A 13,366-nucleotide genomic window follows, 5' to 3' on the forward strand; every position below is an offset into this window, starting at 1 on the left:
GTGGGCGGCGGATGGGAGCCCGCAATGGGGCGGGCCTCCCTCCATCGATGCCGCCAGCCTCAACGCCGCCAATATCAACGCCGCCAGAACAGCAGCCCCTTGCGCTTCTTGGGCGGCTCGGGTTCCGGCTCCGGTTCCTTGGCTTCGGGCTCCTCGTCGAAGGAGAAGGCGTCGGCGCTGACCGGCGGGGTGTCGTCGGCTGCGGCTTCATCCTCGAAAGCCTTGAACGGGTCTTCGTCCTCAGCCGTCTCCGTCTCAGCCGCCCCGTCCTCCGGATCGTCCGCAGTTCCGGTCGCGCTTTGCTCCGTTTCGGACGAATCCTCGTCGGTGTCGAAGGCCGCGAACGGATCGTCGGACCCGAAGGGATCCTCTTCGCCGGGCTCCTTTTCCTTCTCGTCCTCGTCGAAGCTGAAGGGATCCGTGCCGCTCGCCGTTTCCCCAGTGTTGCCGGAACCGAACGGATCCTCCGCAGCTGTTTCAGCATCGTCATCGTCGCCGAAGCTGAACGGGTCTTTTCCGCTTTCGTCGTCGCCGAAGCTGAAGGGATCGGAACCGCCCCCCTCTTCGTCGTCATCGCCGAAACTGAACGGGTTGTCGTCCGACGCGGCCTCGTCGTCATCGGTGGCCGACGACCCGCCGGAGGCCCGCATCTCCTCCTTGAATTGCTCCAGTTCGGCGCGGAAGCGCTCCTCCGCCTCGGACCAGCGCGCCCGTTCGGCCTCAAGCGCCTCCAGCAATTCCTCTTCGCGGGCACGCGCCTTGGCGCGCTCCTCGTCGAGGGCGCGGATCAATTCGTCCTGGCGGTCGATCATCGTCTCGTGACGCTCGTCGAGCGTGGCGATGACCTCGCGGACATACTGCTCGAACGCCTGGAACTGGAGGGCGAGAACATCGCTGTCGCCGTCCGCCGCGGCTGCGGCCCGGGCCGCGGCAGCCTTGGCGGCCTTCCCCTTGGGGGCCGGTGCGGGCGTTTCCGCCGGTGTTGATGTCGATTTTGAAACAGAAGCGACCCGAGCCGCCTGCTGCGCCGGGCCGTCGCCGAGCCAGCGCGCCACCAGGATGTAGGAGACCTGCAACTCCTCGGATATCCGCCGATAACTCCAGCCCTGCGCCCGCAGGCGCTCGGCCATCTTCTGGCGGTCCACCTCATCGCGCGAGCTTGGGGCTTGGTCGGGGAGCTTGCGGCCACCGTCGCCGGCCTGATCGGCCGAGGACAGCACGATCAATTCCTTGAATTTCCGATCGGTCATTCAGCCCCCGCGGCCACGCGCTTCAAGATTCTCCGGCCTTCCCGAGTTTCGCGGGTTTGCATCGCGGTTGTCGACGCCCAAACAGTCCTCATTGGTGCGGTCTGCGGACCGGCCGACCATTCGGTCCGGCAACTGCGGCGGTCAGTTGGACGAAGGCGGATTGATCGACTGGATGTGCGCGATGTAGCGCGACATGGCGGCGATTCCCTCTTCGGTCAGCTCGACGAAGACCCGCCGGCCGTCCTGATCGTCCGCCACCCGGCGGATCAGGCCACAGCCCTTGAGGTTGGAGATGCGGCGCAAGGCGGTCGTCTGGGCAACGCCGGAGGCCATGCACAGCGAGGATACCGAGATCCGCTTGCCCAGCAGGTGGTTGGTCATCAGATCCAGCAGCATGGCCCAGCAGGGGTCCTCGAAGAGATCCTTCGGGAAGAACTTGTCGCGGCAGGCCTGCCACTGCTGGAGCGCGCGAAGCGCACGCAACCGCTCATGGTCCGATTCCGGACGGGCGGGAAGAGGTTTCTTCGCCTTGCTCATCGGAACGACGCTGAGCGCCGGCGCGGACGGCGCCGGCGTACCCGGGAAGGGGGACGGGGCCGCCGCATTGTGTCGTTCGCGCAGGGCCTTCACCGCGGCGATCATCGCCATTCCGTGCCGGTAGGCCTCATCGAGCGCCGCGTCGTGGGGCGGGGCTTCGCGCGTGGTCTGGCTGACGGACAGCGCCCGCACCAGAGCGCCGTGCAGCCGGCCGAAATCCTCCGGATCGTCCACGAAGTCGGCCACCTTGAGATGCATCGCCCGCACCACGTCACCGACCTGGGCGCCGGACGCCAGGATGATGAACTGGACGGAACGGCTGCCGATGGAGGACTGCATGCGCTCGACAAGCGCCAGCCCGTCGAAATGCGGCATCACCATCTGGACGACGACGACACCGATGGAGGAGTCGGCCTCCAGAGTGTCGAGCGCCTGGACGATGTCGCTGGTCACCTGGATGCGGTGGCCGTTGCGCAGGAAACTTTCTCGCACGCGGTCGGCCGCGGGGAGGTTCTGTCCGACGACCAATATGGAAGGACCCGGTGCAACAAGCTCCGTGCTGGTCTCCACCGGTCGGATCGGCCACGTCAACGGTCGCTCGATTTCGATCCGCATCATCCTACCCTCTGGGTTGCGATGTAGCTATGCCCATAGTAGGTACCACAACGGGCGGCGGCGTGAAAAGAAGCGATGTAGCACGTATGGGCATAAACTTCCGTGATCTCCCAAATTTGCGAAGACAATGCTGTGACACGACTCGCGCTTATTCGATGGGGTGGCGCAATTACCCCCGCAATTGTCATGTTACAGCTTAGAAATATTAGATTGTTCTTGAAGGAAGCGAAGCTATCGCTCAGATTGTGGAGATATTACTTAGGTCATATGCACACTAAATGAATGTCGGCCCCGGCCACTGCACGCCGGACGCGTCCACTCTGGACCCGTCTCGTCCGCGAGCCCGGTTGATTTGCGTTAAGGTCGGCTGAATCCGAGTTCCAGGCCCGGCAGCAAATCCGAGCAGACAAATCTGCGATCAGCCAAGCGACCGACAATGCGATTGACCCTGTCGACCAAGATCATGCTCCTGCTTCAGGTGGCGCTCTGCTTCGCGCTCGCCTCGACCGCGGTGCTCTCGTATCTCAAAATGGAGCGCATGGTGGAGGAGACGGTGGCTTCGCGCTTCCGGGTCGTTGCCCATGGGTTGTCGAGCGAGGTCGAAGGTGCGGTGAGCCTCGGCGTTGCGCTGAACGCGTTGCGCAACCTCGACGAAATGATCCAGCGCGCCCTGGTGCGTGACCTCCAGATCACCGGGCTGATGCTGTTCAATGACAAGGGCGAGGTGCTGGGCGCGGCCGGCGGCAGTGCGGTCCGGGGCACGCTGCCCGACAACTGGCTCGCGGCCTTCCAACGCGACGGCAAGACCGACCGGGGGGCGAAGATCGTCGACGGTGGCTCACAGGTGCTGCTGCTCAGCATCGGCAACGCCTATGGCGGCGTCGCCGGCGGCGTCGCGCTCACCTATTCCCTGGACGCCTTGCGCGCGGGCATCCGCGGCACGATCCCGGAACTGGCGATTTCCGGCGCGATCAACCTCGCCACCTGCTACGTCATCAGCCTGATCGTCGTCTGGCTGGTCATGCGGCGCCTTCAGCGGTCCCTGCGGGAGGCGGCGGTCATCGTCGAGGCCGCGACCGACGGCGGGCGGCCGGTCGTTCCGCCGGAGATCGCGGCGTTCGCCCCGGGACTTGCCGGCTTCGTGGAGCGCGTGTCCGCGCGCCGCCGGCAGGGCATGGACGAGCGCAAGGCGGCGCCGGTGGAGGTCGCCTGATGGAACTCACCTTCATCAAGCGGCTGAACTGGCTGCTCACCGGCCTCGTGTCGGTTCTCATGCTGGTCAGCCTTGTCGTCCAGACCTCCCATTTCAACACGCTCTTCCGTCCCCAGGCGGAGCCGGAGCTGGCGCGCAAGGCGGAGGTCGTCGGCAGCTACATCGTCGCGCAGATCGACCGGGCGGTGTCGCTGGGCTTCGAGGTGGAGAAGCTCAACGGGGTCGACGAAATCCTCGCCGACGCCCTCGCGGTCAATCCGGACGTCAACTACATCGCTCTGATGGTCGGCGACAGGATCGCCGCATTCGCCGGCGCCCCGGATGCGCGGGCCGGCGACCTGCTGGCGGCGCGCGACGCCGACGGCGCGGTGGCCGGGCGTTACATCGATGCCGCATTGACCGTCGGCGGCGGTGTGCCGGCGCTCCTGCATGTCGGCGTTCCTGCCGGGTCGGTCGAAGCGGCGCTCAACGACATCGTCTTCGATCTCGGGTCGGTGCTGATCGTCGCCATCCTTCTGAACATCGAAATCCTGCTGCTGGTGGTCGGCAGTTCGGTGACGGCACCGCTTCAGCGGGTCGGCGACGTTCTCAAGGAGGGTGCCGAGGGCAGGCTGACCTTGCGGACCGGGCTGCGCGGGCGCGACGAGGTGGGGCATCTCGGCCGTGCCATAGACCGCGCGCTCGACGTGATGCGCGATGCGGAGGGGGCCGCCCCGCTTCAGCCGGGAGAAAAAGCCGAAACGCGCGCCGCCGCCGGCGACCGCATCGTGACGATGCAGAGGATCAGCGAGCTGCGTTTCGCCATCTTCGTCTTCGCCCTGGCGGAGGAACTGACCCGCACCTTCCTGTCCGTCTATATCAAGGATCTCTTCGAGCCGGTGCCCGGCCTCAGCAAGGAGCTGGTGATCGGCGCGCCCATCGCGCTGTTCATGCTGCTCTGGGCCGTCGCCCAGCCGATTGCCGGCAACGTGTCGGAGCGCCGGGGCCGCCGCACCGTTTTCCTTGCCGGCGCGGTGTTCTCGGCGCTTGGGCTGCTGGGGTCCGGCCTGGCGACGGATCTCATCCAGCTCATCGTCGCCCGCTGCCTGACCGCGGTCGGCTATGCCAGTGTCTTCATCGCCGCGCAGGGCTTCGTCATCGATGCCACCGATCCGCGCCGGCGTGCTGGCGCCATCGCGCTCTATGCCGGCGGCATCCTGACGGCCGGCGTCTGCGGTCCGGCCATCGGCGGTGTCGTCGCCGACCAGATCGGCTTCCGCATGACCTTCATCGTCTCCGCGGCGCTGGCGCTGGCAGCGGCCTTGATGGCGTGGCACCTCCTGCCCCGGCATGTCGACGGCGGCAAGGCCAAGACCCGTGGGCTGCGGCTGCGCGACGTCGGCGTTTGCCTGACCAATCCGCGCTTCGTGGCGGTGACCCTGTTCAGCGCCGTGCCGGCGAAGTTCGGATTGACCGCCCTGCTGTTCTTCCTGCTGCCGCTGGCGCTGGACGACAGCGGGGTCAGCCAATCGTGGATCGGCCGCGTGCTTCTTCTCTACTGGCTGATGATGATCGTGGCGTCGCCGCTGGTGGCGCACCTGTCCGACCGTTCGGGGCGGAGAACCCCGTTCCTGGCGATCGGCGGCGTGATCGCCGCGGGGGCGGCCTATGTGCTGGCCAATTCCGGGACGCTGCCGATGACCATCACCGGCGTCGCCCTGCTCGGCCTCGCCCATGCGCTGGTCAACACTCCGCAGATGGCGCTTCTGGCGGAATCCTGCGTGCGGGAGCGTTCGACGCTCGGCGAGACCACGGTGATCGGCATGTTCCGGCTGATCGAGCGCATGGGGTCGGTGATAGCGCCGTTCCTGGCCGGCCTGTTCCTCGCCTATTACGGCTACCACGGCGCCATGAAGGGCATCGGCATCGTGCTGGCCGCCTGTGTCGCCGCCCAGCTTCTCCTGCTGGCCGCCACCGGCGGGCGGCCCTCCGCTGACCTCCCCCAGAAGGACCCGGCATGACCTCCGTGACCCGACGCTCGCTGCTCCTCGGCTCCGCCGGCGCGCTCCTGGCATCCGGCCCGGCCGCAGCCGCCATGGCGGGTAGCCCGGCGGGAGCCCCGACGCCCAATCCGGTCACGGCCGGGCGCGGCAACCGGCCGGCCAACATCATCGTGCTGACGCCGCGCAAGGATGTCGGCGACGTGCTCGGATTCCGCGATCTGCTCGAATCCATGGGCATGCAGGCGAAGATCGACGTGCGCGAGGTGCAGCAGGCGTCCGCGGTGGCCGGCATGCTGCCGGACATCCGCGCCGCCCGCCCCGACCTCGTGCTCACCGTCTTCACGCCGCTGACGCTGGCGACCGTCGGCCGCTACGACGATCCCGATCCCTCGAAGTTCCTGACGGATGTGCCGGTGGTCTTCACCTCCGTCACCGACCCGGTCGCCTCGCGCATCGTCCGTTCGTTGGAGCAGCCGGGCCGGGCGGTGACCGGCACCCGCCACATCGCCCCGGTGGCGGTCCAGTTGAAGACGATGCTGGCCTACCGGCGCTGGAAGAAGATCGCGGCGGTCTACAATCCGGCCGAAGAGAACATGGTCGTCGCCGTCCGCGACCTGAAGGAGGAGGCGGCCCGCCAGGGGGTTGAGATCATCGACGGCGCGGTTCCGCGTGATGGATCCGGCAGGCCCAATCCCGACGCCATTCCCGACCTGATCCGTGACGTGGCGCGGGCCGGGGCGGAACTGGTCTATATCGGTCCGGACACGCTGGTGGCGTCGAACAACAGCCAGGCGGTGGCCGACGCGGCTCTGGCCAACAATGTCGCCACCTTCTGTTCCACCGAACTGCCGATCCGCCGCTCCGGCCTGCTGATGGGCTTGGTGAGCCCGGCGGTCAATGTCGGCCGCTTCGCCGGGCTGAAGGCCTACGACATCCTGAGCGGAGCCAAGCCGGCCACCGCGATACCGGTGGAGACGCTGAACCGCTTCTCCCTGCTGCTGCGCATCAACACCGCCAAGCGTCTCGACCTTTACCCGCCGATGCGTCTGCTCAACATCGCCGAAATCGTCAAGGATGCCTGACATGCCGGTCGTGTCCTCACCGTCCCAGACCCTCCACCAAGGCATTCTGAGCCTGTGCAGCGGACAGCCTTCCGGCATTCCCTACCGCGTGCGTTTCCTCGACGCCGACGATCTTCCGGCGCTGGAGCGGTTCCGCGCCTTCATCTTCGGCAACCTTCCGGACATCGACGCCTATTTCCCCGAAACGCCGGAATTCTCCGGCCTGCATATGGCTGAGCGCGGCGTCACGCTCGGTCTGGAGACGCACGGCGCACCGGGCGGCGACCGCCTCATCGGCTGCGCCGTTCTCGGCCTGCCGCAACCGGGGATGCCGGCCTTCGCCGATGATCTGCCGGGCGGGGGCCCCGACGTGACGGCGACCGCCCACATGTCGAGCTGCATGGTGCATACCGACTTCCGGGGCAACGGGCTCCAGCGCCTTCTGGTGACCATGCGCACGCTCTACGCACTGGGAGCCGGCCGGCCGCACCTGCTGAGCCGGGTGGCGCTGTCCAACCCGGTCAGCCTCTCCAACATGCTGGCGTCCGGCTTCACCGCCCGCCGCATCCTGGTGATGCACAGCGGCCGCCTGCGCTACCTGCTGCACCGCGACATGCAGGCGCCGCCGCCGGCCTTCGAGCCCGGAACCGACCGTGCCCTGCGCGTCGCGGACCATGCGGCGCAGAACGCCGCCTTCGAGGCGGGGCTGGTCGGGCGCACCGTCACCTTCTGCGGCGACGAGCCCTTCATGATCTACGCCCGCCCGGCTGCCGCCGCCCGCCGCGCGACCGCTCCTGCCGAACTGGAGGCCATCCCATGAAGACAGCGATCGTCGTCGATCCCTACTCGACCGGACATCTGCTCGCTCCCCGGCTGCGCGCGCGCGGTTACCGCGTGATCGCGGTGCAGAGCCGTCCCGATCTCGCGCCCTCGCTGCTTCTCAGCTATGTTCCCGGCGACTTCGACGAGTTGGTCCTGTTCGACGGTGACCTCCCGGCCCTGGCCGAGCGGATGCGCGCGCACAGCCCCTCCTTCGTGCTGCCGGGCAACGAGTCCGCCGTGGAACTGGCCGACGCTCTCGGTGCGGCGCTGGGCACGCCGGGCAACACGCCCAAGCTGACGGCGGCGCGGCGCAACAAATACATGATGATCGAGCGGCTGGGTGCCGCAGGCCTGCTGACGGCCCGGCAGACCATGGTGGAGTCGGGGGCGGAGGCGGTGGACTGGGCGGCCGGCGCCGGCTGGCCGGTGGTCGCCAAGCCGCTCGACAGCGCGTCAACCGACCATGTCTATTTCTGCGACGGCGCTCCGGCGTTGCGGGAGGCCGTGGAGTCGATCCTCTCCAGCCGCAATTTCTGCGGCACGCCGAACCGGCGCGCGCTGGTGCAGACCTATCTCGACGGCGATGAATATGTGGTCAACACGGTGAGCCGCAATGGCCGGCACTATGTCTGCGACGTGCTGCAGTCGGCCAAGCGCACGCTGAACGGCTCGCCTTTCGTTTACGACTACTACCGCCTGCTGCCGCCGGACGATGAGCGGTCCGTCCAGCTCATGTCCTACATCCGGCGCACGCTCGACGCGCTGGAGATCACCGACGGCGCCGCCCATGCCGAAGTGCGGCTGACCTCCCGCGGGCCGGCGCTGGTGGAGATCGCCGCACGGGCCATGGGGCCGGCGGGATCGACCACCGCGATAGGTCACGGCACCGGCCATGACCAGGTGGATTTGCTGGTCGAGGCCTTCGACAGCGGGGTCTGCCCCGGTGGTGCCGATGGGCATTACCGCTTCCTGGCCGACGCCATGGTGCTCTACCTGCCGGTGCTGGTCTCCGGCCGTGTGGAGGCGCTTCCCGACCTCAGCGTGCTGGACCGGTTCGAGAGCGTCCGCGGCTACGGCATCGTGCCGCGCATCGGTGCCCGGATCGTCCCGACGCTCGACCTGACCCAGGTGCTGGCGAAAATCTACCTCTCCCACACCGACCGGGCCGTGTTCGAGCGCGATTGGGCGGCGATCCGTGACATGGAAGAGAGCCTGCAACCGGTCGTAACTCCCTGATTCAACCGACCCCGTGAGGAGGATTAGATGGCGCACACTCCGTACGATCAGCAGTGGGACAAGGCCAAGAAAGAGTTCGAGGCTCTCACCGGCAAGCATAAGCCGAAGGAGAGCAAGGGCATTTTCAATGCCTTCGGCAGCCACACCGGCCTGTCCGGTTCGCTGAAGAAGTGCGAGAAGGCGCTCTCCGCCTGCGACACCACCAACTCGACCGACGTCAAGGAAGGCAAGAAGGTCGTCGCGGCGTTCCTGGCCGCGTCGAAGGATTTCTCCAAGGCGAAGAAGGGCTATCTCGAAGTCCTTCAGAAGGAAATCTACGCCGAGTTCGACAAGCGGACGGAAAAGGATTTCAAGACGAACTACGAGAAGGCGTTGAAGTTCCTGGTCAAGGAGCTGGCGGCGCTGGAAGCCACCATCGAGTCCGCGGTGGGGATGTATACCCAGAAGTTCAATGAGGCGGAGAAGGATCTGTCTGTCGAGCAGAAGATGCTCAAGAACTGGGAAAAGAACATCAACGGCGCGCTGGCCCGCGCGGCGGCCGGCGTTGCCAAGGTCAAGGCCAAGCCGACGGCGGAAACCTACAACGAGCTGTTCCCGACTCTGGCCCGCGACATCACCATGCAGCTGGTGTTCGCGCGCAAGATCGAAGGTCTCCTGGCCGATCCCGACTTCTTCAAGAAGAAGCTGGATCCCTGGGCGAACCAGAGCAGCGCGGCCGAGCCGGTCAAGGTGCCGGTTGATGCCACGCCGAAGGTGATCCTCGACCATATGAAGGAGTTTTCGGCAGCCTGCAAAGGCGTCGTCCAGCTCGTCAACTCGCGCGCGAACGCCTGATCCGCCGCCGGGTCGGTGCCGGATGGTGCCTGCGCAAGTCGGAGCAGGGCGGGCAAAACGCCCGCCCTGTCCGGTCCGATGGATGCCGATCACCGGAAGGAAAAACCGTGTTGGACGGAAAGGCGTCCTTGATGGAACGGCAGCCGCGGTCCAGAGAGGGGCAAAAATTTAACAAACACCAATCGTAAAATTCAAGAGTAAGCGATGGCAAAGAAATATCTGGAGTCCTGGAAGAAGGCCAAATCCAAATTCGAGGCGGACACCGGCAAGAAGAAGCCCGATCCGAAGAGCCGATTCGGGAAAATTTTTTCCAAAATCAGTTCCACCGGGTTTGAGAAGTCATTGAAGGCGTACGATGCGGCCAAGACCGTCAAGGAGGCGGAGAAGTCCGCACGCGCCTTCCAGTCTGCCGCCTCGGACTACATCCCGACGCTGGACTCCGCCGGCAAGGCGGCGCGGCAGGATGGGGACGACGTTTACGCCGACGCCTGCGCCGCGATGGTCGCGTCGCTCAACAAGATCACTGCCAACGTCTTCATGGATCTGGAACGGTTCGGGAGCTGGCCGGATGACCTCGACGGCTTCTTCAAATCGCCATACTGGTACAAGCTCCTGCTGAAGCAGGCAAAAAAGGAATATTCGACCGAGAATATGGAGCTTTTCGGGCTGATCCTGAACAAGAAGGTGAACTCGGAGGCCAATGCGCAGAAGGCCTATGAACTCTACGTCCGGGCGGGCTCGCCGAAAGAGGTCAACATGTCCTCGTCGACCCGGAAGCTCTGCGACAAATGTGCGCAGGACGGCAAATGGAAGGCGATGCCCTGGGACAAGGTCGAGATGGAAATCGGCGTAAACCTGGCCGATACCGTCGTGAGGCTGAGTGCCGCCGTGGCCGAAGGGACAGCATAGGGCTGCCGGCAGCGGCCGCATCGGTCTCCCGCCAAAGCATGCCCGCAGGATATTGGAGGTGCGGATTGCCGCGTTGACCTGCATACTCGTCGTTGGGTGTCACCTGTCCCGGAAGTAGGCATTCGGAAGTGTCAGGGTCCGGATGCCGCATCTGTGCGTTCCATCTCCGGGAATGACACCGAGGCGAGTGCCATGATGAAGGATCCGAAGCAGATCGCGCGCGTTTGCCTCCAGGCGGCGCGTGTCGACTTGGAAGCGCATGCTGCCTGTGGGCTGATCACCGCGGACGACGAGTTCGGCCTGCGCTACAAGATCGCTGTCCAGGCATGCGATGTGAACGGCGACGATTGCCGGTTCCCCTCCTGCGGCTGTCCGTGGCCGGATTGTTCCCGGCAAGCCCGGAAGCAGTGATCCGCAATCGGGCCGAGGACGCCGGTGCCGTTGTCGCCAGCCGTTCGACCGGCGACAACGGTTTCCCGCATTTCGGTTCCTGCCGGAGCGGCGTGAGCCGCCTCAGACCGTCAGGAACAGCGCCGAGGTCCACACCCGCGACTGGTCGCGCTGCCGTCCGGTGAGGAACAGCGGATGCTCGCGGCCCGCCGCCAGATCCAGTCCGGCCAGCGGGATGCGGCCGGCGAGATCGCGGGGCAGCGGCGCCTCGGTGACACGCTCCACCGTCACCTCCAGTTCCGTGCCGGGCAGCAGGCGGCTGACGGCTCCGGCCGGCGAGCGGGCGGCATCCAGCAGCGCGTCGCCGTCGATGTCCAGCACCGCCTCCGGCGCATGCGGGTTGGGCGGCGGCGTCAGCGGGTTGCCGACCTTCACATAGGTGCCGATGTCGAGCTGCACCCGGATGCGCGTGCCGGCCAGTTGCGACAGCGTCAGTTCCACCCCGTCGGTGTCGCCGTGGGTGACGGTGCGCAAAGCCACCGTGGTGGCATCCTGCCGCCAGCAGCCCTGCTCCGGATGGTCGAAGCCGAAGGGCTCGACCCGCTGCACCGCCGCTCCGGTGACGGTGATGCCGCCGCTCCAATAGGCGCCGCGATAGCGGTCCTTGATGCGGGCGCCGCCCAGCCGCAGGCGGATGCGGCGGTCCGACAATCCGAGTTCGCGGTGCAGGTCGCGCTCCCACAGCAAAGTCTCGCCGTCGTAGAGCCGCAGGCTTTCCCAGCCGCGGTCCCCGAGTACACGATAGTCGAGTTCGTCCCCGCCGGACGCCGTGACCACCTCGCCCATCCACTGCTGGCCCAGCCGCAGGCTGGCGAAGCTGCGCTCCCCGGTGGTGGCGAAGGTGCGGCGCGCGCGCAGCGCCCGGCCGATGGTGGCGCGGTCGAGCCTGTCGGCCAGCACGCCGGTCAGCCCGCCGCGCGCGCCGAACACCGCGGTGGCCGGCGCCCCGCCGCCGCAGCGGCCCTGGTGCTCGTCGCTGCTGGCCGAGGCGCCGAGCCGGTAGCCGCGGGCCAGCGCCTCGGCATAGACCCAGTGGAACTGGCCCCAGGCGGAGCCGATCTCGATCAGCCGCTCCAGCTCGGGATGGTGCCAGTCGAGATTGCAGCGCCGTCCGCCGACATGCGGGATCAGCAGATGGCCTTCCGGGTCGTCCTGATAGGCGGCATAGAGATCGTCGAGCGGCCAGGCGCCGGGGCGCAGCTTGCCGCGCGTGGACTCGTTCCATTCGAAGGAGCGGACCGGCTGGCCCCGGCTGTCGGTGGGGAATTGCGGCACGCCGTCGCGCAGGAAGACGACATTGTGGTCGCCGCCGGCCGCCGAGTTGCCGCACCATTCGGTGCCGGGATAGCAGACGAAACGGCCGGCCTGGTTGAAGCGGTCGATCAGCCCGACCGCCTCGCTCCAGGCCTTTTCGGTGACGTTGAAGTCGTTGGCGGTGTAGCCCAGCACATCCAGCCCGGCGATATCGCGACCGTAGGACAGGTTGTAGGCGGTGTCGTTGGTGCCGACCGTGTCGTTGGAATGGACATGCAGGTCGGCATAGTAGGCGCGCGGCGCGTTCTCTTCGACGGTGACGAAGGCTTCGGCCGGGACCAGCCCGTCGGCGGTGGCGGCGATGCGCCAGTCGCCCGCCGACAACGCCGCGTCCTGGCGATGGACCAGCCAGCCATGGGCGTCCGGGTTGGGCGAGAGCGTCAGTTGCTCGGTTGCCTCACCCTGCGGTCCCGCCAGGGTCAGGGTGGCATCGACCGAGCCTTCGGTGCAGCAATTGCCCCAGACATCCTCGGCGCGCAGCAAGAGGCTGGCCGGGCCGGGTGCCGTCAGGCGCGGCGCCACCAGACGCAGGGCGGCCGGTGCGCCGGGAACGATGTCGATCACGCAATCGCCCGGCACTTCGGCGTATTTCTGGCTGCCGAGCGGGTCGATGAAGACGCGGAAGCGGAATCCCTGCTCAACGAAGCTCTGCACCCGCGTGCCCGGCCCGCCGCGCCGCCGGTCGCCCAGCCGGATGACGATCCGATCGCCGGGATTGAGATAGCCGTCGATCACGTCGATGACGATGGCCTTCTGATAGGGGCGCTCGTGGCCCTTCTGGTCGAAGCGCACCTTCAGCGCCTGGATCGTCGCCGGGCTCTGCCCCGGCACCAGCGGCCCGGCCTCATACTCCGCCGAGACGTAATTGGCCGCCTGCGGGTCGCTGGTCTGGAACAGCGACCAGTCCGAATAGAACTTCATCGCCAGCTTGATGCCGGCGCCGTCGGCGAGCCCCGAGGCGCCGACCTCGTAGACCAGTTGCAGTTCGGTCCATTCGCCGGCGACCAGCCGGCGGTGCGAACAGCTGGTCGATCCCAGGAAGGGGCGGTCCTTGTTGCGCTCGTACAGCCCGACGGGGGCGATGTGGCGGACAGGCGGCTGGGCTTCTGACATGGCGGCGTTTCCTCCGGTTTTGCGGGTTAT

11 protein-coding genes are annotated in these 13,366 nt (G+C 66.9%); 8 read left to right on the top strand and 3 right to left on the bottom strand.

The features are described 5' to 3' along the window. Nucleotides 1-74: 74 nt before the first annotated feature. Both TSH64_RS31970 and TSH64_RS31975 read right to left on the bottom strand, forming a co-directional pair. Nucleotides 75-1,250, bottom strand: a complete 1,176-nt coding sequence (locus TSH64_RS31970; RefSeq protein WP_109451226.1) for a helix-turn-helix domain-containing protein — start codon at nucleotides 1,248-1,250, stop codon at nucleotides 75-77. 141 nt (nucleotides 1,251-1,391) lie between these two features. Further along, nucleotides 1,392-2,405: a response regulator gene (locus TSH64_RS31975; RefSeq protein ID WP_109451229.1), complete on the bottom strand. Its 1,014-nt coding sequence runs from the start codon at nucleotides 2,403-2,405 to the stop codon at nucleotides 1,392-1,394. Nucleotides 2,406-2,838: 433 nt separating this feature from the next. Here TSH64_RS31975 and TSH64_RS31980 point away from each other — a divergent pair, with 433 nt between their 5' ends. The 8 genes from TSH64_RS31980 to TSH64_RS32015 all read left to right on the top strand — a co-directional run bounded on the left by TSH64_RS31980 (nucleotide 2,839) and on the right by TSH64_RS32015 (nucleotide 10,870). Beyond that, nucleotides 2,839-3,615 (top strand): hypothetical protein, encoded by a 777-nt coding sequence (locus tag TSH64_RS31980; RefSeq protein WP_109451231.1) that lies wholly within the window; start codon nucleotides 2,839-2,841, stop codon nucleotides 3,613-3,615. Next, on the top strand, nucleotides 3,615-5,615 hold the full coding sequence (locus TSH64_RS31985) for an MFS transporter (RefSeq protein WP_109451234.1): 2,001 nt from the start codon (nucleotides 3,615-3,617) through the stop codon (nucleotides 5,613-5,615). The genes TSH64_RS31980 and TSH64_RS31985 overlap by 1 nt, the downstream gene beginning before the upstream one ends. Further along, on the top strand, nucleotides 5,612-6,679 hold the full coding sequence (locus tag TSH64_RS31990) for an ABC transporter substrate-binding protein (protein WP_109451236.1): 1,068 nt from the start codon (nucleotides 5,612-5,614) through the stop codon (nucleotides 6,677-6,679). The genes TSH64_RS31985 and TSH64_RS31990 overlap by 4 nt, the downstream gene beginning before the upstream one ends. Before the next feature lies 1 nt (nucleotide 6,680). Beyond that, nucleotides 6,681-7,478, top strand: a complete 798-nt coding sequence (locus TSH64_RS31995; RefSeq protein WP_247873267.1) for a hypothetical protein — start codon at nucleotides 6,681-6,683, stop codon at nucleotides 7,476-7,478. Further along, a complete protein-coding gene (locus TSH64_RS32000; RefSeq protein WP_109451239.1) occupies nucleotides 7,475-8,716 on the top strand; it encodes an ATP-grasp domain-containing protein in 1,242 nt (413 codons plus the stop codon). Before TSH64_RS31995 ends, TSH64_RS32000 begins: the two co-directional genes overlap by 4 nt. A gap of 27 nt (nucleotides 8,717-8,743) precedes the next feature. Beyond that, complete coding sequence (locus TSH64_RS32005; RefSeq protein ID WP_109451240.1) at nucleotides 8,744-9,550, top strand: hypothetical protein; 807 nt, start codon at nucleotides 8,744-8,746, stop codon at nucleotides 9,548-9,550. A gap of 204 nt (nucleotides 9,551-9,754) precedes the next feature. Beyond that, nucleotides 9,755-10,459, top strand: a complete 705-nt coding sequence (locus TSH64_RS32010) for a hypothetical protein (RefSeq protein WP_109451241.1) — start codon at nucleotides 9,755-9,757, stop codon at nucleotides 10,457-10,459. A 192-nt stretch (nucleotides 10,460-10,651) separates the two neighbouring features. After that, on the top strand, nucleotides 10,652-10,870 hold the full coding sequence (locus tag TSH64_RS32015; RefSeq protein ID WP_109451242.1) for a hypothetical protein: 219 nt from the start codon (nucleotides 10,652-10,654) through the stop codon (nucleotides 10,868-10,870). A gap of 102 nt (nucleotides 10,871-10,972) precedes the next feature. Here the strand turns inward: TSH64_RS32015 and TSH64_RS36500 are convergent, their stop codons facing one another. Then, the gene (locus tag TSH64_RS36500; protein WP_109451243.1) at nucleotides 10,973-13,336 is read right to left on the bottom strand and encodes a hypothetical protein; all 2,364 of its coding nucleotides are present in this window, start codon (nucleotides 13,334-13,336) and stop codon (nucleotides 10,973-10,975) included. Nucleotides 13,337-13,366 lie beyond the last annotated feature (30 nt).

It is taken from the genome of Azospirillum sp. TSH64 (assembly GCF_003116035.1).
Lineage (GTDB): Bacteria > Pseudomonadota > Alphaproteobacteria > Azospirillales > Azospirillaceae > Azospirillum.

What these genes read in the sequence shown, in the direction of transcription:
- TSH64_RS31970 (WP_109451226.1), bottom strand. Translation starts at nt 1,250, where the DNA reads ATGACCGATCGGAAATTCAAGGAATTGATCGTGCTGTCCTCGGCCGAT.
- TSH64_RS31975 (WP_109451229.1), bottom strand. Translation starts at nt 2,405, where the DNA reads ATGATGCGGATCGAAATCGAGCGACCGTTGACGTGGCCGATCCGACCG.
- TSH64_RS31980 (WP_109451231.1), top strand. Translation starts at nt 2,839, where the DNA reads ATGCGATTGACCCTGTCGACCAAGATCATGCTCCTGCTTCAGGTGGCG.
- TSH64_RS31985 (WP_109451234.1), top strand. Translation starts at nt 3,615, where the DNA reads ATGGAACTCACCTTCATCAAGCGGCTGAACTGGCTGCTCACCGGCCTC.
- TSH64_RS31990 (WP_109451236.1), top strand. Translation starts at nt 5,612, where the DNA reads ATGACCTCCGTGACCCGACGCTCGCTGCTCCTCGGCTCCGCCGGCGCG.
- TSH64_RS31995 (WP_247873267.1), top strand. Translation starts at nt 6,681, where the DNA reads ATGCCGGTCGTGTCCTCACCGTCCCAGACCCTCCACCAAGGCATTCTG.
- TSH64_RS32000 (WP_109451239.1), top strand. Translation starts at nt 7,475, where the DNA reads ATGAAGACAGCGATCGTCGTCGATCCCTACTCGACCGGACATCTGCTC.
- TSH64_RS32005 (WP_109451240.1), top strand. Translation starts at nt 8,744, where the DNA reads ATGGCGCACACTCCGTACGATCAGCAGTGGGACAAGGCCAAGAAAGAG.
- TSH64_RS32010 (WP_109451241.1), top strand. Translation starts at nt 9,755, where the DNA reads ATGGCAAAGAAATATCTGGAGTCCTGGAAGAAGGCCAAATCCAAATTC.
- TSH64_RS32015 (WP_109451242.1), top strand. Translation starts at nt 10,652, where the DNA reads ATGATGAAGGATCCGAAGCAGATCGCGCGCGTTTGCCTCCAGGCGGCG.
- TSH64_RS36500 (WP_109451243.1), bottom strand. Translation starts at nt 13,336, where the DNA reads ATGTCAGAAGCCCAGCCGCCTGTCCGCCACATCGCCCCCGTCGGGCTG.